Annotated in this window: 22 protein-coding genes and 1 tRNA gene; 12 read left to right on the top strand and 11 right to left on the bottom strand. The window is 65.7% G+C overall.

The features are described from left to right. Positions 1-82: 82 nt before the first annotated feature. Entirely contained in the window at positions 83-3307 is a 3225-nt protein-coding gene (gene carB / locus ACP96_RS04430) for a carbamoyl-phosphate synthase large subunit (protein WP_050032396.1), read from the top strand. A 3-nt stretch (positions 3308-3310) separates the two neighbouring features. Here the strand turns inward: carB and ACP96_RS04425 are convergent, their stop codons facing one another. Continuing rightward, complete coding sequence (locus ACP96_RS04425; RefSeq protein ID WP_050032395.1) at positions 3311-3880, bottom strand: nitrous oxide reductase accessory protein NosL; 570 nt, start codon at positions 3878-3880, stop codon at positions 3311-3313. A gap of 106 nt (positions 3881-3986) precedes the next feature. Between ACP96_RS04425 and ACP96_RS04420 the strand changes: the two genes are divergently transcribed. From ACP96_RS04420 to ACP96_RS04410, 3 genes are read left to right on the top strand one after another with little or no spacing between them, the layout of a single operon-like run. Then, entirely contained in the window at positions 3987-6089 is a 2103-nt protein-coding gene (locus ACP96_RS04420; protein WP_050032393.1) for a NosD domain-containing protein, read from the top strand. Then, entirely contained in the window at positions 6082-6876 is a 795-nt protein-coding gene (locus ACP96_RS04415) for an ABC transporter ATP-binding protein (protein WP_050032392.1), read from the top strand. Before ACP96_RS04420 ends, ACP96_RS04415 begins: the two co-directional genes overlap by 8 nt. Continuing rightward, positions 6873-7736, top strand: coding sequence for an ABC transporter permease subunit (locus tag ACP96_RS04410; RefSeq protein WP_050032391.1), 864 nt, complete (start codon positions 6873-6875; stop codon positions 7734-7736). The genes ACP96_RS04415 and ACP96_RS04410 overlap by 4 nt, the downstream gene beginning before the upstream one ends. Before the next feature lie 24 nt (positions 7737-7760). On the opposite strand, the gene ACP96_RS04405 is transcribed toward ACP96_RS04410, so the two are convergent. Continuing rightward, positions 7761-8108 (bottom strand): DUF7471 family protein, encoded by a 348-nt coding sequence (locus ACP96_RS04405; RefSeq protein WP_050032390.1) that lies wholly within the window; start codon positions 8106-8108, stop codon positions 7761-7763. A gap of 114 nt (positions 8109-8222) precedes the next feature. Between ACP96_RS04405 and ACP96_RS04400 the strand changes: the two genes are divergently transcribed. The 3 genes from ACP96_RS04400 (at position 8223) to ACP96_RS04390 (ending at position 10292) form a co-directional block, all read left to right on the top strand. Next, positions 8223-8726, top strand: coding sequence for a winged helix-turn-helix transcriptional regulator (locus ACP96_RS04400; protein WP_050032389.1), 504 nt, complete (start codon positions 8223-8225; stop codon positions 8724-8726). Between the two features lie 109 nt (positions 8727-8835). Then, complete coding sequence (locus ACP96_RS04395; RefSeq protein WP_050032388.1) at positions 8836-9537, top strand: SCO family protein; 702 nt, start codon at positions 8836-8838, stop codon at positions 9535-9537. 65 nt (positions 9538-9602) lie between these two features. Continuing rightward, positions 9603-10292: a DJ-1/PfpI family protein gene (locus ACP96_RS04390; RefSeq protein WP_050032387.1), complete on the top strand. Its 690-nt coding sequence runs from the start codon at positions 9603-9605 to the stop codon at positions 10290-10292. Positions 10293-10301: 9 nt separating this feature from the next. On the opposite strand, the gene ACP96_RS04385 is transcribed toward ACP96_RS04390, so the two are convergent. Then, positions 10302-10787 carry a universal stress protein gene (locus tag ACP96_RS04385; RefSeq protein ID WP_050032386.1) on the bottom strand — a complete coding sequence of 162 codons (486 nt, stop codon included), beginning with the start codon at positions 10785-10787 and terminating at the stop codon, positions 10302-10304. Positions 10788-10872: 85 nt separating this feature from the next. Then, positions 10873-11199: an ATP-binding protein gene (locus tag ACP96_RS04380; protein WP_050032385.1), complete on the bottom strand. Its 327-nt coding sequence runs from the start codon at positions 11197-11199 to the stop codon at positions 10873-10875. 194 nt (positions 11200-11393) lie between these two features. Here ACP96_RS04380 and ACP96_RS04375 point away from each other — a divergent pair, with 194 nt between their 5' ends. Further along, positions 11394-12050, top strand: coding sequence for an AIM24 family protein (locus tag ACP96_RS04375; RefSeq protein WP_050025868.1), 657 nt, complete (start codon positions 11394-11396; stop codon positions 12048-12050). A gap of 262 nt (positions 12051-12312) precedes the next feature. Here ACP96_RS04375 and ACP96_RS04370 read toward each other — a convergent pair whose 3' ends face one another. Continuing rightward, complete coding sequence (locus ACP96_RS04370) at positions 12313-13668, bottom strand: sodium-dependent transporter (protein ID WP_050032384.1); 1356 nt, start codon at positions 13666-13668, stop codon at positions 12313-12315. Between the two features lie 211 nt (positions 13669-13879). Here ACP96_RS04370 and ACP96_RS04365 point away from each other — a divergent pair, with 211 nt between their 5' ends. Beyond that, positions 13880-15268, top strand: a complete 1389-nt coding sequence (locus ACP96_RS04365) for an NAD(P)/FAD-dependent oxidoreductase (RefSeq protein ID WP_050032383.1) — start codon at positions 13880-13882, stop codon at positions 15266-15268. Positions 15269-15304: 36 nt separating this feature from the next. Here ACP96_RS04365 and ACP96_RS04360 read toward each other — a convergent pair whose 3' ends face one another. Then, positions 15305-16426 (bottom strand): M24 family metallopeptidase, encoded by a 1122-nt coding sequence (locus ACP96_RS04360; protein WP_050032382.1) that lies wholly within the window; start codon positions 16424-16426, stop codon positions 15305-15307. Positions 16427-16595: 169 nt separating this feature from the next. On the opposite strand from ACP96_RS04360, the gene ACP96_RS04355 reads away from it, so the two are divergent. Next, positions 16596-16670, top strand: a tRNA-Val gene (locus ACP96_RS04355). A gap of 1197 nt (positions 16671-17867) precedes the next feature. On the opposite strand, the gene ACP96_RS18500 is transcribed toward ACP96_RS04355, so the two are convergent. The 3 genes from ACP96_RS18500 to ACP96_RS04345 all read right to left on the bottom strand — a co-directional run bounded on the left by ACP96_RS18500 (position 17868) and on the right by ACP96_RS04345 (position 22034). Beyond that, complete coding sequence (locus ACP96_RS18500; RefSeq protein WP_154020402.1) at positions 17868-18926, bottom strand: hypothetical protein; 1059 nt, start codon at positions 18924-18926, stop codon at positions 17868-17870. A gap of 226 nt (positions 18927-19152) precedes the next feature. Beyond that, positions 19153-20772: a hypothetical protein gene (locus tag ACP96_RS04350; protein ID WP_202593913.1), complete on the bottom strand. Its 1620-nt coding sequence runs from the start codon at positions 20770-20772 to the stop codon at positions 19153-19155. A gap of 260 nt (positions 20773-21032) precedes the next feature. Beyond that, a complete protein-coding gene (locus ACP96_RS04345) occupies positions 21033-22034 on the bottom strand; it encodes a tyrosine-type recombinase/integrase (RefSeq protein ID WP_050032381.1) in 1002 nt (333 codons plus the stop codon). Positions 22035-22297: 263 nt separating this feature from the next. On the opposite strand from ACP96_RS04345, the gene ACP96_RS04340 reads away from it, so the two are divergent. Together ACP96_RS04340 and ACP96_RS04335 are read left to right on the top strand one after the other, a co-directional pair. Further along, positions 22298-22645, top strand: coding sequence for a 4a-hydroxytetrahydrobiopterin dehydratase (locus ACP96_RS04340; protein WP_050032380.1), 348 nt, complete (start codon positions 22298-22300; stop codon positions 22643-22645). Between the two features lie 97 nt (positions 22646-22742). Next, positions 22743-23231: a hypothetical protein gene (locus ACP96_RS04335; protein ID WP_050032379.1), complete on the top strand. Its 489-nt coding sequence runs from the start codon at positions 22743-22745 to the stop codon at positions 23229-23231. 59 nt (positions 23232-23290) lie between these two features. On the opposite strand, the gene ACP96_RS04330 is transcribed toward ACP96_RS04335, so the two are convergent. After that, a complete protein-coding gene (locus ACP96_RS04330; protein WP_050032378.1) occupies positions 23291-24235 on the bottom strand; it encodes an ATPase in 945 nt (314 codons plus the stop codon). After that, the gene (locus ACP96_RS04325; protein WP_050032377.1) at positions 24232-24573 is read right to left on the bottom strand and encodes a DUF5827 family protein; all 342 of its coding nucleotides are present in this window, start codon (positions 24571-24573) and stop codon (positions 24232-24234) included. The genes ACP96_RS04330 and ACP96_RS04325 overlap by 4 nt, the downstream gene beginning before the upstream one ends. Positions 24574-24750 lie beyond the last annotated feature (177 nt).

The following is a 24750-nucleotide window of genomic DNA, read 5'->3' as shown; positions in this document are numbered from 1 at the left end:
TAACTTGCGAAAATCGCAAACTTGCTGCGAGATTCGTATTCTATCGCCGACCTTATTACGATGAGCGTACTCCGTCGCGATAATGAGCGAGGACCGGACCATACTACTCATCGGTAGCGGACCGATCCAGATCGGACAGGCGGCCGAGTTCGACTACTCCGGCGCACAGGCGTGCCGCGCGCTGCAGGAGGAGGGCGCTCGGGTCGTCCTGGTGAATTCCAACCCGGCGACGATCATGACCGACCCGGAGACGGCGGACCGGGTGTACATCGAGCCGATCACGCCCGAGGCGATCTCGGAGGTCATCCGGATCGAGGAGCCCGACGGCGTCATCGCGGGACTCGGCGGCCAGACCGGACTCAACGTCACCGCCGAGCTCGCCGAGGAGGGCATTCTGGAGGAGTACGACGTGGAGGTGATGGGGACGCCGCTCGACACCATCTACGCGACGGAGGACCGCGACCTGTTCCGCCAGCGGATGGAGGGGCTGGACCAGCCGGTCCCCAAGTCGACGACCATCTCGCTCGACGAGGGCGAGTCGGTCACCGACTTCGACGAGGCGGCCCTCCGCGGGCGTGTCCAGGAGGCGGTCGACTCGGTCGGCGGGCTCCCCGTCATCGCCCGAACGACGTACACCCTCGGGGGCTCCGGCTCGGGGGTCGTCGACGACTTCGAGGAGCTCGTCGAGCGCGTCCGCAAGGGGCTCCGCCTCTCGCGGAACAGCGAGGTGCTCATCACCGAGTCCATCGCGGGCTGGGTGGAACTGGAGTACGAGGTGATGCGGGACGCCGACGACTCCTGTATCATCATCTGCAACATGGAGAACATCGACCCGATGGGGATCCACACCGGGGAGTCGACGGTCGTCACCCCATCACAGGTGATCCCCGACGACGGGCACCAGGAGATGCGCGACGCGGCGCTCGAGGTGATCCGCGACCTGGGTATCGAGGGCGGCTGTAACATCCAGTTCGCGTGGCACGACGACGGCACCCCGGGCGGCGAGTACCGCGTGGTGGAAGTGAACCCGCGCGTGTCGCGCTCCTCCGCGCTCGCGTCGAAGGCGACCGGCTACCCGATCGCCCGCGTCACCGCGAAGGTCGCGCTCGGCAAGCGGCTTCACGAGATCGACAACGAGATCACCGGCGAGACCACCGCCGCCTTCGAGCCCGCCATCGACTACGTGGTGACGAAGGTGCCTCGGTGGCCCATCGACAAGTTCGACGACGTGGACTTCGAGCTCGGCACGGCGATGAAGTCGACTGGAGAGGCGATGTCCATCGGCCGGAACTTCGAGGAGAGCCTGCTGAAGTCGCTCCGCTCCTCCGAGTACGACCCGGCGGTCGAGTGGGAGACGGTCGGCGACGACGCCCTCGAGACCGAGTACCTCGAACGCCCCACGCCGGACCGCCCGTACGCGATCTTCGAGGCGTTCGATCGCGGCTACACCGTCGCGGACATCGAGGATCTGACCGGGATCAAGCCGTGGTACCTCGAGCGGTTCAAACGCGTCAGCGACTCGGCGCAGGCCGCCCAGAACGGCGAGTTCGCGCAGGCGGCCACCGCGGGCCACACGAACGCCGAGATCGCCGCCCTCGCCGGCGGCGGGACCGACGTCGACGCCGTGGAGGCGGACGTGCCCGGCCGGACGTACAAGCAGGTCGACACCTGCGCCGGCGAGTTCGCCGCCGAGACCCCGTACTACTACTCCGCGCGTCAGTCGGAGTTCGAGCGCGGACCGCTGAAGGGCGACGCCGCGGCGGGCGAGCTCGTCGTCGACAAGAGCGTCGACAGCGTGGTCGTCGTCGGCGGCGGTCCGATCCGGATCGGGCAGGGCGTCGAGTTCGACTACTGCTCGGTCCACGCGATCCAGGCGCTCCGCGAGCTCGGCATCGAGGCGCACGTCGTCAACAACAACCCCGAGACCGTCTCGACCGACTACGACACCTCCGACGGGCTCTTCTTCGACCCGATCACCGCCGAGGAGGTCGCCGACGTGGCCGAGGCGACCGGCGCCGACGGCGTGATGGTCCAGTTCGGCGGGCAGACCTCGGTCAACATCGGCGAACCGCTCGAGGCGGAGCTCGAGCGCCGCGGGCTCGACTGCGAGATACTGGGTACGAGCGTCGAGGCGATGGACCTCGCGGAGGACCGCGACCGGTTCAACGTCCTGATGGACGAGATGGGCGTCGCCCAACCCGAGGGCGGCACCGCGACGAGCGAGAGCGAGGCGCTGGAGCTGGCTCACGACATCGGCTACCCCGTCCTCGTGCGCCCCTCCTACGTGCTGGGCGGACGCGCGATGCGCGTCGTCGAGAACGACGCGGAGCTGGAGGAGTACATCGAGGAGGCGGTCCGGGTCTCACCGGACAAGCCGATCCTCGTCGACCAGTTCCTCGACGACGCGGTCGAACTGGACGTCGACGCCGTCGCCGACGGTGAGGACGTGCTGCTCGGCGGGGTGATGGAACACGTCGAGAGCGCGGGCGTCCACTCGGGCGACTCCGCGTGCATGATCCCGCCGCGCTCGCTCGACGACGAGACGCTCGGCCGGGTCCGCGAGGTCACTGAGGACATCGCCCGCGCGCTCGACACGGTCGGCCTCCTCAACGTCCAGCTCGCGGTGACGGGCGTGGGCGACGACGACGCCGAAAGCGAGGTGTACGTGCTGGAGGCGAACCCGCGCTCCTCGCGGACCGTCCCCTTCGTCTCGAAGGCGACGGGCGTCCCCATCGCGAAGCTCGCGGCGAAGGTGATGACCGACGATCTCTCGCTCGACGACCTCGACGTCGACGAGCAGATCCCGGAGCACCGCAGCGTGAAGGAGGTCGTCCTCCCGTTCGACCGCCTGCCGGGCTCCGACCCGCGGCTCGGCCCGGAGATGAAGTCGACCGGCGAGGTGATGGGGACGGCCCGCTCGTTCGGGAAGGCGTACGACAAGGCGCAGGACGCGACGAACAAGCCGATCCCCGAGGCCGGCACCGCCGTCGTCGACCTCTCGGCCGACGAGTTCCCGGACCCGGACACCGAGGCCGGCGAGGCCCTCGTCACGGGGTACGCCGAGCACTTCGATCTGAGCGAGGCGACGGACCTGATCGAGGCCGCGAAGCGCGGCGAGATCGACCTCATCGTCTCGCGCCAGCGCGACCTGTTGGAGGTCGCCGTCGAGGAGGAGATCACCTACTTCTCGACGCACGCCTCCGCGAAGGCGGCCTTAGAGGCCATCGAGCACAAGGCCGACGACATCGACGTGATGGCGGTCTCCGACCGGCCGAAGCGCGTCGAGAACTGGGGCGCGAGCGAGTAGCGCTCACAGGGCTTCCAGCGTTCCCCGGTCCACGTCCTCGGCCGACATCGGCTCGCCGCCGTACTCCTCGACGAACGACTCCACGTCCCCGTCGTCGCCGAACGGGATCAGGTCCGGTCCCATGGAGCCGATGACCTCGCTGCGCGCGACGACGGTGAGGTCGGTCGTCCGCGAGAACGCCTCGCTCTCGACGTGCGAGGAGAACATGGTGTCTGATCCCTCCTCGAACACCTCCTGATCGACGAGCGAGTAGTCGGTGAGGAACGTTGCCCGCACGGTCCGTCCCGCGTCCTCGGCGTCGAACCGGTAGGTGTACGTGCAGACGCTGCTGCAGAACTGCCCCGGTCGGCCCCCCTCCGGCTCGTCGTCCTCGAAGTGGAGCTGTCCGACCGGGCCAGGGTGGTCTTCGACGATCATGCCGCACTGGTCGCAGGCCCGCTCGCCGTCGAGCGAGACCGGAGTGATCGACGCGCTCTCGTCGCCCAGACAGCCGGCGGCCGCGAGCGAGAGGCCCGCGCCGACGCCGGCGAGCAGATGCCGACGCGATGCCGACGGCCGTTCGAGTTGAGTCATCGATCGTCAGTTCGGACACGGCCGCCTTAGGCCCTCGGAACCGATTCAGGCGGCCGTTCGAGGAACGAACCAGATCCGATAAACCCCACGCCATCGAAGACCGTCCGTGGCGCGTTTCGATCCCTACGACGACCCGTCGCTCGCGGTCCGGCTCGCGCTCGTCGCGTTCCTCCTCGTCGCTGCCGTCGCGACCGCGGGGGCGTTCGCGGCCGACCCCGGGTCGGCCGCGCCGTCGCCGGTCGCCTACGACGACGTGGTCGAGCTCGGGCTCTCCTCGGAGACGGACGCGCTGATGGCCGGGACGGCTAGGGTGCCGCGGACGCAGGTGTTCTACTCGCAGCTCCAGTACGTCGTCGGCTACAACGGCGTCGAGTCCTTCGCGGCGACGGTCGGCGACGACCGAATCGAGCGCCAGTTCGGCTACCCGATCGCCGTCTACGTCGAGACGTTCGACGCCGCCCGGCCGGGGACCACCGACGCAGGGCTGTTCGAGTCGGAACTCGCCGGGGAGTGGACGCCGGCGGAAGAGGCGGTGTACGTCGTCGGCAGCGATGCGCGGAGCCCAGCCGGCGAGACGGTCGTCCCGTTCCGCGAGCGCGACGCCGCCGAGGCGTTCGTCGCCGAGCACGGCGGGCGGGCGGTCGACTGGGAGGCGGTCCGGAGCCGGTCGTTCGACGCCGACCCCGCGGCGACGGTGCGCGCGATGGCTCCCGAGCGGTGGGCCGCGGCCGACGACCGGATCGCGGCCGCCGAGCGCCGCGCCGACAGGCCGGTCTCGGTCGTCGTCGGGGAGGACGCGCCGACGGTCGAGGCCGCGGCCGCGACCGCGCCGGCGAACACGACCGTCGTCGTCCCGCCGGGGACCTACGAAGAAACCCTGACGGTGAACGAGTCGGTCACGATCGCCGGAGAGGACGCGCGGATTCGCGGCGACGGCGACGGGTCGGTGATCACGGTGCGGGCGCGGGACGTGGCGATCACTGGGCTCACCGTGGACGGGAGCGGGGGACAGACGCGCGACCCGGACGCGGCGCGCGAGGGTCGCGAGGGCGGTGGCGGAAACGGCGAGTCGGACGCCGGCGAGGTGTGGGACACCAACATCCAGCTCGGCTACGGCCACGGCGACGCGGGGATTCGGGCGATCGACGCGCCGGGGCTCGTCGTCGACGACGTGACGGTCGAGGCGAACGCGAGCGGCCTGCTCTTGCGGGAGGGATCCCACGCGGTGATTCGGGACCTCCGGGTCGACGGGACGGACGAGTGGCAGGACGGGTTCATGGGGATAACGGGGATGGGGTCGCGCGTGACGGTGACCGACAGCGTCTTCGAGGGGGGCCGCGACGGGATCTACCTCCACCGCGCCGACGGCTCGGTCGTCCGGAACTCGACGTTCGCGGACAACCGGTACGGGGCGCACCTCATGTACACGGGCGACGCGCTGGTCGCCGACAACGCGTTCCGAAACGAGCTGTTCGGCGGGGTCACCGTGATGACGCGTCCCTCGGGCAACGCGATCGTCGGCAACGACGTGCGGAACTCCAGCGCAGGGATCCAGGCGTCGGGCACCCGGTCGTACGTCGGGTACAACACCCTCGTCGGAAACGAGCTCGGCTTCTCGACCAGTTCGCGGGGATCGCTGTACGAGCGCAACGTGGCCGCCGAAAACGAACTGGGCGCCCGCGCGACCACGGTCGTTCCGTCGAGCCGGATCGTCGCGAACGACTTCGTCGGCAACGCCGACCACGCGTCCGCCGGGGCGGGCGCGCTCCGGATCTGGGCCGACGGCGACCGCGGGAACTACTGGGAGGGGGCGAACGTCGGGACCCACGAGCCCGGCGAGCGCGCCTACCGCCCGACCTCGCCGGTCGACGCCGCGCTCCACCGCGAGGTCGCCGCGGTCGCCGTGCGCGAGTCGCCCGCGGTCGCGCTCCTCGACCGCCTCCGCGGAACCGTCCCCGGGGCGCGCTCGGGGAGCATCATCGACCCGGCGCCGGCGGCGGAGCCGTATTCGCCGGACCGGGTGGCGGCCGCGCTCGGTCCGGACGCGGGGCCGGTGGGCGCCGACTGGCGAGCAGAACTAGACGAGGACACCGAGGCCACGACGATGGACACACGCGATGAGAACGCGACGGACGGGAGTATCGATCCGCGAGCGCGACCGGGCGAGGAGACGACCGCGCCGACGGCGGGAGGCGTCGCGGATGTCTGACGAGCCCGTCGCGGCCCTCTCGGGGGTCTCCCGAACGTACGGCGGCGTGTCGGTGCTCGAATCGGTGTCGCTCTCGGTCGACCCCGGCGTCACCGCCGTCGTCGGCCCGAACGGCTCCGGGAAGTCGACCCTGCTCAGGGTCCTCGTCGGCGCGACGGAGCCGACCGGAGGCGAGGTGACGCTCCCCGGCGCGACCGGCCCGAAGCCGATCGGGTACCTCCCGCAGCGGGTGCCGTTCCGCGAGGGGTTCACCGCCCGCGAGACGCTCGCGTTCTACGCCCGGCTCGTCGGCGACGACCCGGATGCGGCGCTCGAACGGGTCGGCCTCGGCGACGCCGGCGACAGGCGGGTCGAGGCGCTCTCGGGCGGGATGCGGCGACTGCTCGGCATCGCGCAGTCGGTCCTCGGCGACCCCTCGCTCGTCGCCTTAGACGAGCCGGCGAGCGGTCTCGACCCGGGGATGCGCGAGCGCGCGTTCCGCGCGGCCGCCGAGCGGGCCGACGCCGACACGGCGGTCGTCGTCTGCTCGCACGCGCTCGACCTCGTCGACGAGCACGCCGACCGCGTCGTGCTCCTCCACCGCGGGGAGGTCGCCGTCGCGGGCCCGCTGGACCGGCTGCTCGACGAGCACGACGCCGCCGACGCGAGGGAGCTGTACCGCGTCGTGGTCGGCGAAACGAGTGCGCTGGCTCGGGACGAAGGAGACGGGAGCGACGGGAGCGGAAGCGACGACGACGGCGACGAGACGGAGCCGGCGGTCCACGTCACGGGAGTGTCGGACCGATGACCGGTTCGCTCTCCGGGGTCGCGACCGTGTTCCGGCGCGAGCTCGCGACGGTGGTCCGGACGCCCGGATACGGCGTGCTCGCGGTCGGGCTGCTCCTCGTCGTCGCCGGCCTCCTCGCGGCGGGCGGCGGCGGTGCGACCGGGTTCGTGCCGGCGGTCGTCGATCTGCTCCTCCCGACGGAGGTGCTCGTCCCGCTCGTCGCGGTGGTGTTGGGCTACCGCGCGCTGCTTTCCGACGCCGAGAGCGGGGAGCTGGCGGTGATCCGGACGTATCCGGTGCGCGTCGGCGAGTATGTCGCGGGGGTGTTGCTGGCGCGGACGGTCGCGCTGGTCGCCGTGGTGGGCGTCCCGTACGCGCTGGTCGGCGGCGTCGTCTGGCTGACCGCCGCGCCGGACACGGGGATCTTCGCGACCCACACCGGCGTCGACTCGCCGGCGCTGTTCGTCCGATTCCTCGCGTTCGTCCTCCTCTTGGGCGCGGCGTACGTGTCGCTCGCGGCGGCCGTCTCCGCGCTCGCCGCGAGCCGCCGCAGCGCGATCGCGCTCGGGGTCCTCGCGCTCGTCGCGGGGGTGCTCGGCGGCGACCTCGCGTTGCTCCGATCGCTCGCGGCCGGGGGGTCGCCGACGGCGATCCCGGAGTCGATCGCGCTCACGCCGAACGGGGCGTTCCGCGGGCTCGTCTTCGAGCACGTGATCGCCGTCGCGTTCGCGCCGGAGGGGGAGTTCGTCGCGACGGGGCGCGCGGTCGCCTCGCTGATCGTCTGGACGCTCCTCGGCGCCGTCGTCTCGGGTTCGGCGCTGGCGTACGGCCGTCGCGTCGACGCGGCCATCGAGGAGATCCGCGGCGGTTTCGGCGGCTGAGACGCTGACCGATCCGCTCCCCGCTCAGTCCGACGCCGAGTCGTCGCCGACGGACCCCGGAGCGTGCGCGTACACCGCGTAGAGGACGACCGCGGCGATCAGGAAGTCGAGACTGTGTTCGAGGAAGTGGTGGACCGGCATCGGCACGACGCCGAAGACGGTGCCCGCGCCCACGACCGAGCGGGCGAGGAGCGCGCCGACGGCGACGCTGATAAGCCCGTACTGCGCGCTCCGGCGGCGGCGGTACGCGACGAGACTGACGAGAAAGAGGAGTCCGGTGCCGACGCCGGCGACGAACACGACGGCGAGTAGCGGCAGCGACCCCTCTACGCCCCACCCGTCGACGGTCGCGCTCGCGGAAATCGGAATCACGCTACCGAGTCGTAGTGTCGCGGGCGACAAGAATACACGCCCCGACCGCTCCCGCGCGGAGGGAACGCCCGCGACCGTTTTAAATACCGATCCGGTAGGTGACGGCAAGTACCCATGCCGGACACCAGAACCCGCGTCCGCCGGCACGTCCGGGACACGCCGGGCGTTCACTTCAACCGGGTGAGCCGCGACCTCGACATCGCCACCGGACAGGCGCAGTACCACCTCCGCCGGCTCGTCCGCGACGACGAAGTCGCGGTGGAGCGGATCGGTGGCCGAGCCCACTACTTCGACCCGACGTTCGACCCGTGGGAGCGGCGAGCGCTCGCCTTCCTGCGGCGGGAGACTGCCCGCGGGATTCTCGTCCGACTCCACGCCGCCGGCCCGACCCGGCCGGCCGAGCTCGCCGACGAGTTGGACCTCGCGCGCAGCACCGTCTCGTGGCACGTCTCGAACCTCGTCGAGAGCGGGATCGTCGAGAAATCCGACGACCGGCCCATGCGCCTCTCGCTCGCACGTCCCAAGCGGACCGCAGCGCTCCTCGACGAGGTGTCGGCGTCGCTCCCGGACCGGATCGTCGACCGGTTCGTCCGCACCGTCGACAGCCTGTTCGAGTGACCGGGTCTCTCTCGTCCGCCGCCCCCTCTCGTCGCCGCACCGTTCGACGACCGTACCGTTCGACGCCCGCACCAGACCGGTTATGCGCCCGTAAGCCGTCGGTTTCGGTATGCGACGACGAGCGCTGCTCGGCGGGATCAGCGAGGCGGTGATCGGCGCGGCGACGATCGGCGCGACCGCCGGATGCACGTCGGTCATCGGCGGCGAGCCGGAGGGCGTCGTGCTCGACCCGCAGGAGGACCAGATCGCGGACAGCGAGGACCTCGGGTACCCCGCGTACGGCGAGCCGCTACCGCCGTTCGAACTACGGGACCCGATCGCCGGGGTCACCGTCGACAGCGAGGCCATCGACCGGACCGCGATCGTAACCGGGGTGTTCACCTTCTGTCCCGCGGAGTGCGGAATCCTCCTCCGACGACTGGTCGCGGTGCAGAGACGCGTCGCCGACGCGGGACTAACCGACGAGACCCAGTTCCTTCCGATCACGTTCGATCCCGAGCGCGACGACGAGGCGGCGCTCCGCGACAACGCTGAGTCGGTAGGGGTCGATCTCGACGCGGGGAACTGGCGCTACCTCCGGCCGGAGACTCCGGAGCGAGCGAAAGCCGTCGTGGAGGACCGGCTCGGAATCGGGTTCGAGCGAACGACCGAGAGCGACCGGCTGCAGGGGTACGACTTCACGCACACCGTTCTCACCCTGCTCGTCAACCCGGACGGCGTCGTCGAGCGCGCCTACCGAGGCGAGACGATCGATCGCGACCGCGTCGCCGGCGACGTCGAGACGGTCGTCGAGGGGTTCGCAGACGAGTGAGGCTCGGCGGAACGCACCGTCGCCGGGGGAACGCACATCACGACCGAGCGCGTACGGTTCCGGCAATGGACGTTGACATTCTGCTGTACGACGGGTTCGACGAACTGGACGGAATCGGCCCGTACGAGGTGTTCGACTACGCGCTCGGCTACGCCGCGGAAGAGGCGAGAGAGGGAGGGACGGACGGATCGGGCGACGACGCGACCGACGAGTCCGTCGACCGACCGGGGCGCGTCCGGTACGTCACCCTCGACGAGCGCGACTGGGTGACCGCGAGCCACGGCACGCGCGTCGGCGTCGACGGCGTGCTCCCGGACCCGGATAGCGACGAGGCCCCGGACCTGCTCGTCGTCCCCGGCGGGGGCTGGACCGCGCGCGACGAAGGCGCGAGCGCGTGGGCGGAGGCGCAGAAGGGCGACGTGCCGCGCGCGCTCGGCGAGTATCACACCGCGGGCGTCCGGACCGCCGCGGTCTGTACCGGAGCGATGCTGCTCGCAGAGGCCGGCGTCACCGAGGGGCGACGCGCGGTCACCCACGCCTCCGCGATCGACGAGCTCCGCGAGTCGGGCGCCGAGGTCGTGGACGCGCGCGTCGTCGACGACGGGGACCTGCTCACCGCGGGCGGCGTGACCTCCGGAATCGACCTCGCTCTCTATCTCGTCGAGCGGGAGTTCGGTGAGACGATCGCCGATCGCGTCGCGACTGTCATCGAGTACGAGCGTCGGTACGAGGTCGCCGGCGACGGAAGCGCCTGAGTTCGTCAGTCAGTCGTTCGCGCCGTCCTCGGGCAGCGGTGCGTCGTCGTCGGTCTCGGCGGTTTCGGTGGTCTCGTTGGTCGTCACGTCGCCCTCGGCGTCGACCGTGATCACGGTGCAGTCGAGCTCGTCGCGGAGGAACGAGTCGATGTCGGGATCGGAGAGGAGCTTCTGGACCATGCGCCGCCAGCGACCGGCCTGCTTCGAGCCGATGACGACCACGTCGGCGCCCTCGGCGACGATCTCCTCGAGGATGGTCTCCTCGACGAGGAAGCCCCGACGGACGACGTACCGCGCGCGGTCCAGCCGACCGATCCGCTCCTCGACGGCGCGTTTCAGGTCGCTGCGGGAGACGCCGCCCGAGTTCTGGTACAGATCGACGTGGAGGATCGTGAGGTCGGCGTCCCGCTCCTCGGCGACGCGGACGGCCTCCCGCAGCGTCGCCGCGGAGTGGGACGACGGCGGGAACCGGACCGGCACCACGACGAGGGTCATGTCTCTACGGTTGCATGCGGGGGATAAATACGCTGTCGGTGCGAGTGACGAGATTGAGAATCGGGGCCACCGCATTCGGACGGGTTTACTCGTCCGCCGGAAGCGCGACTCCGCCCTCGGGCTCGATGTCGGCGTCCGTTACCTCGAAGCGGGCGCCGCCCGCCTCCCCCTCGGCCGCCGTGATCTCCCAGCCGTGTGCGAGCACCAGTTGGCGGACGCTCGCCATCCCGAACCCGCCGTCGGTCACTTTCGTCGAGTAATCGGTGACGATACAGTCGACGGCCTCCGTCTCGATCCGGTCGAGTCCGGCCTCGACGCTGGTCTCGGTGACGACCTCCAGCGCCTCGCCGTCGCGTTCGAGGTCGATGGACACGAGCTCCGCGAACTCCGACTCGTCGTCGACGTGAAGCATAGTGATGTCCCCCGCCGATTGGCCAGTATATCCAACCGTTCGCGAAGGGAAAGCGACTCTGACGACGGGATCATGCGGGTACTGTCACTTCTCCAGGCATATGACTCCTTGCCGGAAACCGGCCGATCCCCATATTCATAATCGACGGCGTGGAACTACCGGCCGGCCGAACCGACGCGTTCGGTCCCCGCAACATGAATCTCGATCAGTTCACCGCCGAAAACGCGCCGACAGCGAGCGACGAGTCGTTCCAACGCGAAAACAGCTACACCTTAGACGTCGACGTCGACGGCACCGTGATGGCGAAGGCCGGGTCGATGATCGCGTACACGGGCGACGTCTCGTTCACCGGGAAGGCCTCGGCCGAAGGCGGACTCAAGGGCTTCCTCAAAGAGGCGACGACGGGCGAGGGAACGCCCATCATGGCCGTCGAGGGCGACGGTCACGTCTACTTCGCGGACGACGGCAAGAAGGTACAGGTCGTCGAACTCGGCGCCGGCGAGTCGATCACGGTCAACGGCGAGGACGTGCTCGCGTTCGAGGAGTCGCTCTCCTACGAGATCAGCACCATCGACAGCCTCGCCGGGGCGCTCGCGGGCGGGTTCAGCAACGTCTACCTCGAGGGCCCGGGCTACGTGGCGCTCACCACTCACGGCGACCCGATCGTCTTGGAGCCGCCGGTCGCGACCGATCCGAGCGCGACCGTCGCGTGGGGTGGCACTTCGCCCGACATCGAGGTGAACCGGAGCCTCTCGGACATGATCGGCCAGGAGTCGGGCGAGCGCTACCAGATGCGGTTCGACGGACCGGACGGGTTCGTCGTGGTCCAGCCGCGTGAGGAGCACGTCTGACCGACGGTCATCTTTTTTCCTCGAGGCACCGAGCCGCCGATCGACCGGTCCGAGAGACGCCGTTCTTCGACGCGTCGCGGTTCGGTGACGCCGACGTGGTCGGGATCGCGCGCGACGCCGGGCGCGCGGTGAACGCCTGGACGGTCGAGATGTGGTTACCAAGCCGATCGGCTCGCGGCGGCCGGCGTCGACGGCGTGATCACGGACTACTCGGTCGTCGGAAAAAGCCGAAAACGGAAAGAACGGGGATACCTCGGTCAGCCTACCGCGCCGCCAGCCACTCGGCGAAGCTTCCGGTGAGGAAGTCGGCGTAGTCGACGATCCCGAGGTACAGCGAGACGACGACGACGATCACGATCGGGACCCGGACGATCCAGATCCACGCGGTCCCGAGCCCGCCGAGGTCGCCGATCCCCTTCTGCAGTTCCTCGCGGGCGATGTCGGGGATCACCCAGCCGACGAACAGCGCGAGCAGCAGCGAGCCGAGCACGAGCAGGATACCGTCGGCCAGCTTGTCGTACAGGTCGAGGAAGATCAGGTCGACCGTCACCGGGACGCCGAGCAGGAAGACGGCGACGCCGATGGCCGTCGCGGCGGGAACGCGCGAGACGCCGGCCTCGTCGATCAGGTACGAGACGAGGACTTCGAGGATGCTGATCGCGGACGACAGCGCCGCGATCCCGACCATCGCGAAGAACACGATCCCGATGAGCCGACCGCCGGGGATGGTAGAGAACGCCGACGTGAGGCTCACGAAGATAGCGCTTGCGCCGGGGCCGCCGGGCTCGATCCCGGCCGCGAAGAGGAACGGGAAGACGACGAAGCCGACGATCACGGCGATGAGCGTGTCGAGCGCGACGATCACGCCGGCGTCGGACGCGAGGTTCCGGTCCTCGCCGAGGTAGGAGGCGTAGGTGATCATCACGCCCATCCCGAGCGAGAGCGTGAAGAAGGCCTGTCCGGCGGCGGCCGGCAGGATGCTCGTCCAGTTCGCGAGGAGGTACTCGAAGTCCGGCGAGAGGTAGTAGCTGTACGCCGCCCCGGAGGCGTCGAGCGTGAACGCGTACGCCGCGAGCCCGACGAGCAGGGCGATGATCGCCGGCACCATCACCTTCACGCCGACCTCGATACCTTTCCGCACACCGGCGGCGATGATCCCGATGACGAGCGCCATGAACACGGCGTGGAAGAGCAGGGAGTCGAGTCCCGTTGTGACGGTGCCGAACAGCTGACCGGCCTCCTCAGGCCCCGCGAGCGTGTACCCGTCGATGACTCCGATCAGAGTGTACCGGAGGAACCAGCCGGCGACGACGCTGTAGTACGAGAGGATGACGAAGCCGATCGCGACGAACAGCCAGCCGAGGTAGTTCCACGCCCCGCTGCCGAGTTCCCGTATCGCGCCGACCGGGTTGAGGTTGGTGTACCGCCCGATCACGAACTCGACGAGGATCGCCGGAAAGCCGATCAGCGCGACGAACGCCAGGTAGGTGATCAGAAACGACGACCCGCCGTACTGGCCGGTGATGAAGGGGAACCGCCAGATGTTCCCGAGCCCCACCGCGCTGCCGACCGCGGCGAGGATAAATCCCATCCGCGTGGCCCATGTCTCGCGTGCCATTGGTGTGCAGGATCGAAACTCGGGACTCCCTAAAAACGTGTCTCTCCGGCGCTGTAACCGATAATCATCAAACATGATCAATTGGTCACCCGTGCGGTACCGGTGGGGTTGCAGTAGCGGTTCGGCGTGGCGCGGCGCCGTCGAGACGAAGTGGCGTTCGAGTCCCGTCGGGGACCGTGAATTTAATAGCCGGACGGCAACCTCACCGGGTATGGAACGCGTAGACGTCGCGATCGTAGGTGGCGGTCCGGCCGGGTCTGCCGCAGCGCACGCGGCCGCGACCGGCGGCGCCGACGCGATCGTGCTCGAAAAGGGGGTTCCCCGCGCCGACCGGGGCCGACTCGGTCCGGACTCGACCGACGCCGCGGGCATCCTCGACTACTGGGTCGACATCATGGGGATCCATCCCGACGAGTTCGACGACGGGGTGGTCCAGCGCGAACTGAGCCGTGCGGAGTTCCGCGGCCCGGACGAGTCGGCGACGCTTACGAGCACCGGGATCGACTCCTCGTACGACGAGTTCGGCTACACTTTCCACCGCGCCCGCTTCGACGACTGGCTCCGCGACCGTGCCGAGGACGCCGGCGCCGAGTACCGCGCCGGCGTGTCGGTCCGCGGCGTCGACACCGACCCCGCGATATCGCCCGGGAGCGACGAGCCCCGCCACCGCGTCGAGCTCGCCTCCGGTGAGACGGTCGGCGCGGAGTTCGTCGTGCTCGCGGACGGCCCCCAGCGAACGGTGACGAACAAGGTGCTCGACGAGTACCTCCCCGCGGACGCGGCCGCCTCCGACCGGCTCGCATCCCGGACGGCGAACCACATCGCGTACCAGGAGTACCGCCGCGTCCCCGAGGAAGTCTACGAGGATGTGAACGACGCGCTCGTCTTCTGGTGGGGCGTGATGCCCGGCGAGACCGCGTACCCGTGGATCTTCCCGAACGACGACCGCGTCTGCCGGATCGGGCTGACGATGCCGATCGGGCTCGACATCGACGAGTTCGACCGCGACGACTACGCGCTGCTCGACGCCGACGACGAGTCGATCCCCCAGGGCGGCGAGTACGTCCGCCGCCTCCTCGAGTGGCAGTACGGCGACGAGTACGACGTCGAGGAGGAGTTCCCGATTGTCGAGGACGCCGGCAAGCGGAACGGGACCGAGACGTACCCGATCTCCTCAACGCGCCCCATCGACTCGCCGACCAAGGCCGGGATCGCGGTCACCGGCGGCGCGATGGGCACCACCTCGGCCTTCCACGAGGGCGGCGACCACGTCGCGGTCCGCACCGGCGCGATCGCGGGGGAGCTCGCCGCCGCGGGCGACATGGCCCCCTACAACCGGCGGTGGAAGGAAGCGATCGGCGACGAGATCGTCCGGAACGTGACGATGGCGGACATGGTCGCCGACTACGACCCCGACGACTGGAACCGGATCATCGGCGCGGCCGACGCGATGCTCGCGGCCGATTCCGGCGGCGGGCTCCTCTCGCAGCCGTATCGCTCCGGCTGGGAGTCGGTGAAGCTGCTGCTCGGCTATAAGTGGAACAAGCGCCGCGTGAAGAAGGACTACGTCGGTATCGACGAGAGCGAGTACGTCTACTGACGCGGTGCGGTCGCTTTTTGCGGCCGTCGGGGCGGCCTACCGGATGACCGGCGCGGACAGCTCCCGCGGGTCGGTCGCGATCCCGTCGACGTCGACCGGCTCCACCTCGTGGGTCGGCCACTGACCCGTCTTCGTCAGCGTCTCGGTCCGGTCGGGCGTCACGAGGTGGGTGTCCTCGCTTTTGGCTCCCTGCACGGTCGGGTTCCACGCATAGCCCATCGGCCACCGGACCGGCTCGTCGCTCTCCGGCGTCGCGAGCCACTCGCGACCAGAGAACCCCGCCGCGCCGCCCTGGTGGTGCTCGCGCCACTCCCCCGCGAAGCCGACGGCGTCGTACGCCTCGCGGATCGCGTCGAACACGTCGCCCGCGGTGTCGGTGGCGTCGGAGTCAGCGAGGTCCCCGGCCGCGGCGGCCTCGGTCGCGGCGAGCGCGGTCGCCTCCACGCGGGCGGCCGCGCGGTGACGCTCTTCCAGCCAGTCTGGGGCGTCGAACGCGACGGTGCGGGTGAGGGAGGCGTACAGCCCGCCGCGCTCGGCGGTGACGGAGACGAGGGCGTAGTCGCCGAGCGTCGCGTCGCTCGGGGTGTAGTGGCGGTACTTCTGGGCGCGCCCCGCGCCGCCGACGAGCACGACCGGGGTGTCGACATCGCGGGACGCGAGCGAGATGTCGACGCCTGCGGCGACCTCGTACTCCGGGTCCTCCGGTTCGAGGTTGCGGCAGACAGTCTCGAGGGCGGCGGCCGTCTCCCGGCCGAGTTCGCGGTAGCGCTCCACGTCGTCGTCGGTGAGCGGCTGGCGGAGACGGCTCCCGTCGACGCGCTCGAAGCTCGGCACGTCAAAGTCGGCGGCCGCGGGCGCGGGCGAGCGCTCGGCGACCGCTTCGACCAGCGAGTTCGCGTACCACGGGAACGACTCGACGGCGACGGCGTCGGGGAGCTCCTCGTCGGCGAGTCGGCCCGCCTCGATGTCGTCGGTGATCACTCGGAGTTCGCCGTCGTAGCCGGCGGCGGCGACCCCGAGGTCGGCGTCGGCGTCGACGACGTTGTCGCCGCCGGTGAGCCACGCGAACCCGTTCGGCTTGGCGAACCAGACCGCTTCGAGCCCGCGCTCGTCGAGGTACGCGTCGAGCCTCTCGGTGCGGGCGGCGAGATCGACCATATCCGACGACTTTCCCGGAGCCAGTAAAACCGGTCGAAACCGCACCGGTCCGCGGGAAATAGCGAAGCGAAACCGGCGAATCGGCCGACCGCACCCCCGCGTCGGCGACCGAAACGAAAGGTTCAATTGTATCCCCGGGATACGAGGAAATGCGTCAGTAAGCCCCTGCGGGTTGGTAGTCTAGTCCGGTTATGACACCTCCTTGACATGGAGGAGGCCGGCGGTTCAAATCCGCCCCAACCCACTTGCGCTGCGCGCGTTTCTCAAGGAGACAATCCCCGCGCCGTACCGGGGTTTGTTCCTTCCAGCGTTCTCAATTGAACTGCGGAGCAACGCTTCACGTCTCACCACAGGGCCGTACAGCGATTCACTATCAAGGAGACGCGATACTGTTAATAAACTGCCGATAAGTGCGCATTGAGGGTGATTATTGACGATCTCCTCACAGCCAACCGACCACGTTCGACAAGCCGCATCTGAGTGTGTTCTTTTATAAGCAATATTTTCTCTATATTTTGCTATCCCTCTGCCTTACTGCGATTCTCGCAACATAACTTAGTGAGGTTGTGGGGTGTGTGTTGTGTGGATATGGGAGTTGTAGATCCATACTAAGAGTAGAGGGAAACCCGACGAAACGTGTGGCATCTACTCCGACTCAATGAATCGACCCACCGGATAGAACACTACCCGGATGTATCATCAAGTTATAGAGTAAGTCTCTCCGAGCAATTTCTCGTCTGGAGTCTGGAATTTGGGCTACTGAGTGCGTCATTACTCCCCGTATAGGAGATAATCGAAACGGGGAGCATGGAAGCTCGTGACAGCTCTCTGCTTTCCTCTCACGCAGTTCCCATGACGTGCCACCAGGGAAGCATCGTGGAGCATTTAGACGGTGTGAGTAGCCTTCTGTTGGCGCGTAGTGACTACCATTCTCTCTGAGGGAAGATGGCCGCTGAAAGCCTCCTATTTGTTTATAAGCAGATCTGACGATAGAAGAGAGAACCCCTCTGCCTTACTGCGGTTCTCGCAACATAACTTAGTTAGGGGAGGTGTGTGTGTATGATGGAAACAGTAGGGGTGACGGATACATTGGAAGAGATCTGATTCTGCGGAATGAAGATACATTGAGGGAAACTACTGCGACTCAAAGGTTTGAAACTCGGTAGGTTATACCGAATTTAATTTTGTGTTTTGATACCAGCATTACAAATCAAACTTCAAACAATATGAATCTACTATGATTTTCCTACCGTAGAATTGAATGGTCTGAAAGAATGTAACCGACGAAATATCTAAATAGGGAACACAGCCAGAACATAGGAACGGTATCCACCGACTCAGTATTCAACAACCTCCCAACGTCGGCAGTGAACTCTCCCGACATAGAAGTTGACAAAAAGTGGCTTTAGTTAGTAAATAAATTTAATAATTAAACGCGAGTTCAGAATCTCTCTTTTTCCCCGACAAGGGGATCTCCCATATCCCTATTTTTTGGTGTGTGGAAATTCCATTCACTATTTCTAAATTCCACTTCTACCAGCGTATCTGTATCGTAATCCTCCTCATAGATCTTATTTGATAAGTCGGCCAGTATTCCTCCATCTCCATCACCGTACATTGCTTCAAAAACAATATCTGCCGTCTCTACATCATAAGGTCTTACATCCGGCTCATCATCAACCCCAAACATTACACGGCTCCAGTCTTGAAGAAAATTGTACCTGAATTGTTTAACATTAATCTCTGAGACATTCTCTTCTTTTATTCCTTCTTCTATTTTATTCTGAATTGATTGATATGCCTGTGATGTAAAACGTACATCATTTTCTTGGTTTCTCAGTCCTGCTAAATACGGGGGTTCTCCGCTTCCAGGTTTGTTGGTTTGTCTCTGGTATTTGTGGTTTGCGTCTACGATTACTGGTTGGCTTTGTAGGTTGCCGTTTTCTACTTTGTATAGTTCTAATATTGGTTCGCTGTCGCTGGTGAAGCTCCAGTTTTGGTTGACTACGACTTGGTTTTCTGTGTTTCCTTGTTCTCCTCTTTGTCTGTGGTATTCTGACATGAGGAGTGTGTAGTTTCCTGGTGTGAGTGTCTGTGCCAGTGCGTCTCTTTCCTCTTCTACGGTTTCCGCTCCTTTCAGTGCGTTGTTAATTGTTCCTGCTTTTGCTGCCGATACAGGTCCCGCTTCGAGCATCTGATCGGTGTAGGCCCCAAGACCGTTCAGTGGTATTCCGTTGCGAGTATTCTTCTCCCACTGAGGTGTCTGCTCTTGTTCGTCCCGTCCTTCCTCTGGCTCAGAACTGTTTCCTCCAGCTTCGGACTCACCTGTATCTGAACCATTGCCAGCAGGATCTGTGTCGGATTCTCGCGGCTCACTACTTTCCCCCTCTTCAGTGGAACCGGTATTTCCGGTACAACCTGCTATTGCTCCTGCTCCGGCGACTGTAAGAACTCCTCTTCCGAACGACCTCCTGTCTGAACTCGGTTGTTTTCCAGTCATCTCTCAGGTTGGGTTCGTTATCCTACATGTGTGCGATACTGTACTTAAATATTGTAGACGAAGCAACCAGACAGGTGAGTCATTCTCTGTTTGGACGTTATCCGCTGGAAGTCTCTTGTTCTTTTATAAGTGATAGCAACAACAGAGAGACACACCCCGACGCAGTACAGCGGTTTCGCAACATAACTTAGTGGTTGTTGGATGTGTGTGTTGTGTGTACAGGAGGTTAGATGGGTTTGTCTGGAACATCAACGTCTTCGTATTCGTTGAACTCCGGTTCCTCTACGATCCCTCGGAGGAACTCCCATGTAACATTCGGCTTGAAGTCCGACCCATACTGTTCCTCAAACCAGTCCCACGTCGGTTGCCAACCTTGGAGGAGGTGACGACAGGCTACACGTATCCGTTCTTGATGCGTAAGTGACTCAATGTCATCCAGTTCGGCCTTTCGTTGGAGGTCTTCAGCCGGATTGCCCGAGTTCTTTCTCGCCGGCCAGATCTCCTTGGATTCGCTGGTAGATGATCCTACGCTCGACGTGACCGTCGTTTCTGAACCAGACGCACCAACGTCGTACCCTTGGTCAGAGAGGTACTTACGAGCGGCATCACGGCCTCCGTCTTCACGGCTAAGGTGAAAGCCTGCCTTTAGCGCCTCGATCTTCGTGACTGAGTGGATGATGGAACTTCGACTTCGACCACCGTGAATTACGACGTAATCACCAGTTCGATAATCGCCGTTGATCCACTTCTCGTAGTCCTTTCCCGTTCCCTCTGAAAGCTGGAGTGGGCCGTGTTCTGACTCTTTCGTGAAGCTCTCATCACAACCAACCGCCTCGATGAACCGAACTGGCACCATCGGCGCACGGGAGCGACGATCCTCTTGAACGAATACTCCACCCTTTACCTCCACTACCGCAAGACTCCGGGGATTTCTTCCTGCGTGTGCGTACGGCGAGAACTCCTTCGCGTTGTACATCGACCACTCTGGTACATCGTAGGTATTCTCGGGATATTCCCTCTGCTCAATGAGTGGAGTCTCAATGTCGTCCTCAGGACTGTCCAGAGTGAGCGCGAACTCTTCCCCGTCCACTTGTGGAGAGAACGTCGTTTCGATCATATCGAGGTACGACTCGGGATACTCGTGGTCTTCACCAGCAGTTCGGATGATCCGGTCGTTCTCCCATGTCGGATCGATTCGCACCTTTTGGAACTCGCCAGCACTTTTTCGGTGGGTTGCTCCGGGGAGTCGGAATTGCTGTTTCGGCTTGTAGATACCCGTGTCGAGTTCCGCACCAGTCTCCTCACAGAACTGTTCGGCTCTCCCCCGAATTTCCGTCAACTGCGTATGTGTGAGGAATTTCGGGATATGAACGTGAATCGACCGACTACCCGAGTACCAGAACGTACACTCAGCGGGAGAAACACTCAGTTCGTCCCCCACGAACTCCCGAATCCACTCGACCATCGTAGGGAAGGCGACGCCGTCATCGCGAGCGTCACTCTCGGCATAGACAGGATAACGGACGCGGCCAGCGTCCTCACATTCGCCTTGGATTTCCTTGACGATGTTCACACTCCCTTTGATTGCGTAGGGGGAGTCAGCGAATTTCTCCAGCCGAGCGAGTTGGTCGTCCGTGACGAAGTAGATCGCGCTCGATGTAATTGCCCCCTCAGGAACAGGCTCATACAGCGACCGGAGTTTCAGTTCTTGCGTCTGGCCGCCCTCGTCCCGTGGAAACCCATACCGAACGAGTGGTGTCGTATTCGGATGAGCCGTCTTGAACCAGCCAGTAACAGGTGTCTTGCCACTATTCGCTGTCGTGCGCGTAGATACGTCAATAGCCATTATAGGATGTACTGAAGCTCTCAGCGGTTCGTTATCCTCTCCCCCTCAATGCGTTGATACACCGAGAGGAACCCGATAGTTGCGACTCGTAAGTTGAGATTCCCGCGAGAATTCTGCCTTCACTCTTCAGACAACGTCCAAGGGGAAATAGATACCGAAATTCGCATGATGGCGTGGATTATGTACAATTTCTAAAGGGGGATCTTGGATGGTCAAACCCCCGGAGTTGCGGGCAGGATGTGCTTGGAGAAACGACTCCTCTAACCCATCCCGAACTCCTCGCGGCGAAGTTCCCGCTTTTCGCTCTCCGTCCGAGCGTCGTAGTGCTTCTCCAGCGTCTTTACGGAGACGTTCATCCTATCGGAGAGGAGTTCCTTCGTGTGGCCGTCGTTGAGCCATGCCGTGATCGCAGAACGACGAATTGCGTGAGGCGGAACCGAAACGGGACACTGTGCCGCCGCGTCCCGTCGCTGTGCGGCTTCGCAACTATCCGGATCTCTATCGTGAGGACAGCTGTCCGCGTACACGCAGGGCCGCGTCATCGAGTTGATGTGGCCGCGAATGTTCGATCGAACGGGTCGACCTTGTTGCGTAGTGATCAGCGGTTCTCGTCCGTGATCATCGGTTACGTCGTGCCTGTACATCTCGACGTAGTCGTCGATCACGTCGCACACCCACTCGTGGAGGTTCACTTCACGTTCGGCTCCGTACTTGTTCTTGAGCGGTGTACCAGTCTCCGCACGATGCTCCACCTCAATGAACTGTTCCTCTGAGTGGTAGTCTTCGAGATCGATCGCTCGGAGAGTTCCTACACGGAACCCCGTGTCCCATAGGAGCGAGAACACCGTATGTTTCAACGTCCCGTGTTCGTACTTCTGGAGGTACTGGAGGATCTGTGCCGCCGTCTCCGAGTCGATCATCGTGTCCCGAGAGTCCTCTTCGGGAACCGGCATTAGGATGTTCTCCGCGAGGCCTTCAACCAGACTGCGTGATTCACACCATCGGAGAAAGACGCGGAGGACAGTCATCTGGTTGTAGAGTGTGACTTTGTTGATACCGTCCTCGTCCCGGCGGTGGATCTTAAAGTCGGAGATATGGAACCCGTCGAGTTCGTTGACGTAGTCCAGATCTTCGGCCTCACACCACTCAATGAACTGTGACAGGAGGGATGAGTGGTTGTAATAGGTGGACTCGGAAATGTCTGCCCGGCGTTCGTTTAGATACCGTTCTACTGCGTGTCCGGGTTCGATTTGTCGGGTCATCGGTGTTTCCGAATCGCCCGACCCTGTGTGGTACGTGCGCGGCGTTATACCGCAGATCTTGACTCGGCTGGAGCGCCGAATTCGCCGCAGGCGGGCACGAGAGGCGCTGAGGAGGCCGGCGGTTCAAATCCGCCCCAACCCACTTCTGCCTCAGCTTCAATCCGTTAGTCGCCCGTATTTTCGCCGATCGGCGTGAGAGACGTATTCGTTCTCCGAAAGCGACCCGCGGAAGGTACAAGCCGCTCGTCGCCCAAAGGTGCGATATGTCATCACCGCTCGCGGACGAGCCGGTCGAGCCGGCCGACGAGGGGACCGAGCCGTTAACCGACGACGAGTACGCAGAGTACCTCGCCGAACTCGGCCCGGCGTGGGAGGTCGTCGACGACCACCACCTCGAAGCGACCTACGAGTTCGACGACTTCGCGGACGCGCTGGCGTTCACGAACGAGATCGGCGAGCTGGCCGAGAAAGAGTGGCACCACCCCGACATCCACCTCTCGTGGGGCGAGGTGGGCGTCGAGATGTGGAGCCACGATATCGGCGGGCTCCACGTGTCCGACTTCGTGATGGCCGCGCGGATGGACCGGATCTACGACGGGGACGACGACTGAGCCGGGACCAGTCGGAACCGGGCTCCCGCCGAGCGGTCACCGAAGGACCGGCGAGGCAACGAACGGCTTTAAACCCCTCCCGATGGAAATAGGGGTAATGAGCGCGAACGTCTTCCTGGTCCCGATCGACCCGGAGAACTTCGATCGAACGGTCCGGTCCGCGGTCGACCTCACCGAGTACGACGACCGCCCGGGCACCCTCGCCGACCTCGACGAGGCCCGTCTGTGGGCCGTCGACGACGACAGCGGAAACGGCTCGACGTTCGAGCGGATGGAGGAGGGCGACCTCCTCCTCTTCTACCACGACGACGAGTACCTCGCCACCGGTCGCGTCGGGACGGCCTTCGAGGACGAGGACCGCTGGGTCTCCAGCACCTTCTGGACCGCGTTCCCCACGACGCGCGTGTACACGGTCACCGACTTCACGGCCGTCGCCGCCCCGAAGCGCGCGGTCAACGCCATCTTCGACTACTCCAAGTCGTACACCCCCGGCTTCATGCGCGTCGCCGACAGCCGGGTGAACGCCGAGCTGTCCTCGATCGAGTCCGCCATCGACCACTACTCGAAGCGGAACGCCGACGCCTAAGCGCGTTCTCTTCGTTTCTCTCCGACTTCCTTCTCGCGCCGGTCGACTTCGACTGCCCGCTAGACCGCGTCGAGTAGCGTCTCGTAGGCGGGGCCGTAGCGCTCCGCGACGCGGTTCGGATCGCCGCGCTCGTCGCCCGAGAGCGCCGGCAGATCGACGGTCGCCAGCGGCTCGATCATCTCCGTCACGGTTCCGGTGTGCTCTTCCATCGTCCCCTCGCGCGGGCTGCCGGACGCGACCGAGCGCGCCTTCGCGTAGCGGTCGCCGGCGTATATCCGCGCACGGCCGGGGTCGACGACCGCCACCGCGTCGGGCTCAACTGGCCCGTCTCTCGGGAGCGGTCCGGCGACGTCCGCGTACGACTCGACGACGACGGGCACCGACGCCGCGGCGACCCGCGCCGCGACCCGGTCGAAGGCGGGGAGGTAGTCGGCCGCCATCACGTCGTTGAACGCGGCCACGTCGTCGACGCGGGTCGCCTCCGCGAGCGGGAGCCGGTCGGCGAGTCCGTCGGGGAGCAGTCCCGCCGCCTCGGCCGCCCCGTTGACGACGAACCGGGAGCCGTCCTCGGTCGTCACTCGGTCGCAGAGGAACGTCCGGTCCGTGTCGCCCAGCATGCCGGTTCGGCCGGGCGTCGGCCGCCAAAGCCGGTGAACGGAGTTGATCGACTCCGGGGTGATCGCTCCGGGACGACCTCGTCGTCCCCGATCGCCGGCCGTCGGCTCCCGCTCCTTCGGACCGCCGACGGCCGGGAGCGGTCGCTTGCTCGCGGCCGCGAGGCGCCGCGCGTCCTTGCCGTAGAGCCGCCCGGAGTCGCTCGCGATCCGGTAGTCGTCGTGGTCGTACCAGTAGTCGTTGCCGGCGCGGGGTTTGACCCCGACCGCGTCGCCGGTGCGGGCGGCGAGGCTCGCGACCAGCCCGGTCGAGAACGTCGTCTTGCCGGCGTCGACGCGGGCGCCGCCGGCGACGAGGACCACCGGCGCGTCGGATCGCTCCCGGCTCACGCTCCGTCGTGCGAGTCGGCGTCTTCGCTCCCCTCTTCGGCCGCTCCTTCTCCCGCCTCACCCTCGACCGCGTGCGGGGCGACCCCGTAGTAGCCGGGACCGTCGTCCTCCAGCGGCTCCGCGATCACGAGGTCCTCGGCGTGGGTCATCACCCACGGGATCGCCCAGTCGATCAGCACCGCCTCGGTGTCCGGGTCGACCTCGGCGTCCGGCTCTAGCTCTTGAAGGAGCCGGGCGATTTCGGGAATCGTGTACATCTGGTCCGGTTCGAACAGCTCCGCGGGCTCGTAGAAGTCACACGGATAGGTCGCGTCGAACGTCGACTTCGGCTCGGGCATGACCGGCGGTACGGCGTCGCGTCCGTAAACGCTGCCGATACGGGCGGCACCGAGCATCCACCTCGCTTCGAGAGACGAGGCTGTCGGTTTGCGGTCGGCGGTGCGAAAAAAATGCGGATCTCGACGCGCGTGCCGCGGCGCGTTCGGGTGTGAGACGTTACTCGAAGAGCTCGACGG

Origin of the sequence: Halorubrum halophilum (assembly GCF_000739595.1) — an archaeon.
Lineage (GTDB): Archaea > Halobacteriota > Halobacteria > Halobacteriales > Haloferacaceae > Halorubrum > Halorubrum halophilum.
Note: the sequence above shows the minus strand (reverse complement) of the source record. Positions and strands in the feature narration are given on the sequence as shown.

What these genes read in the sequence shown, in the direction of transcription:
- ACP96_RS04415 (WP_050032392.1), top strand. Translation starts at nt 6,082, where the DNA reads ATGTCTGACGAGCCCGTCGCGGCCCTCTCGGGGGTCTCCCGAACGTAC.
- ACP96_RS04335 (WP_050032379.1), top strand. Translation starts at nt 22,743, where the DNA reads ATGAGCGCGAACGTCTTCCTGGTCCCGATCGACCCGGAGAACTTCGAT.
- ACP96_RS04325 (WP_050032377.1), bottom strand. Translation starts at nt 24,573, where the DNA reads ATGCCCGAGCCGAAGTCGACGTTCGACGCGACCTATCCGTGTGACTTC.
- ACP96_RS04340 (WP_050032380.1), top strand. Translation starts at nt 22,298, where the DNA reads ATGTCATCACCGCTCGCGGACGAGCCGGTCGAGCCGGCCGACGAGGGG.
- ACP96_RS04385 (WP_050032386.1), bottom strand. Translation starts at nt 10,787, where the DNA reads ATGACCCTCGTCGTGGTGCCGGTCCGGTTCCCGCCGTCGTCCCACTCC.
- carB (WP_050032396.1), top strand. Translation starts at nt 83, where the DNA reads ATGAGCGAGGACCGGACCATACTACTCATCGGTAGCGGACCGATCCAG.
- ACP96_RS04380 (WP_050032385.1), bottom strand. Translation starts at nt 11,199, where the DNA reads ATGCTTCACGTCGACGACGAGTCGGAGTTCGCGGAGCTCGTGTCCATC.
- ACP96_RS04400 (WP_050032389.1), top strand. Translation starts at nt 8,223, where the DNA reads ATGCCGGACACCAGAACCCGCGTCCGCCGGCACGTCCGGGACACGCCG.
- ACP96_RS18500 (WP_154020402.1), bottom strand. Translation starts at nt 18,926, where the DNA reads ATGACTGGAAAACAACCGAGTTCAGACAGGAGGTCGTTCGGAAGAGGA.
- ACP96_RS04425 (WP_050032395.1), bottom strand. Translation starts at nt 3,880, where the DNA reads ATGACTCAACTCGAACGGCCGTCGGCATCGCGTCGGCATCTGCTCGCC.
- ACP96_RS04365 (WP_050032383.1), top strand. Translation starts at nt 13,880, where the DNA reads ATGGAACGCGTAGACGTCGCGATCGTAGGTGGCGGTCCGGCCGGGTCT.
- ACP96_RS04390 (WP_050032387.1), top strand. Translation starts at nt 9,603, where the DNA reads ATGGACGTTGACATTCTGCTGTACGACGGGTTCGACGAACTGGACGGA.
- ACP96_RS04395 (WP_050032388.1), top strand. Translation starts at nt 8,836, where the DNA reads ATGCGACGACGAGCGCTGCTCGGCGGGATCAGCGAGGCGGTGATCGGC.
- ACP96_RS04410 (WP_050032391.1), top strand. Translation starts at nt 6,873, where the DNA reads ATGACCGGTTCGCTCTCCGGGGTCGCGACCGTGTTCCGGCGCGAGCTC.
- ACP96_RS04345 (WP_050032381.1), bottom strand. Translation starts at nt 22,034, where the DNA reads ATGACCCGACAAATCGAACCCGGACACGCAGTAGAACGGTATCTAAAC.
- ACP96_RS04375 (WP_050025868.1), top strand. Translation starts at nt 11,394, where the DNA reads ATGAATCTCGATCAGTTCACCGCCGAAAACGCGCCGACAGCGAGCGAC.
- ACP96_RS04370 (WP_050032384.1), bottom strand. Translation starts at nt 13,668, where the DNA reads ATGGCACGCGAGACATGGGCCACGCGGATGGGATTTATCCTCGCCGCG.
- ACP96_RS04360 (WP_050032382.1), bottom strand. Translation starts at nt 16,426, where the DNA reads ATGGTCGATCTCGCCGCCCGCACCGAGAGGCTCGACGCGTACCTCGAC.
- ACP96_RS04350 (WP_202593913.1), bottom strand. Translation starts at nt 20,772, where the DNA reads ATGGCTATTGACGTATCTACGCGCACGACAGCGAATAGTGGCAAGACA.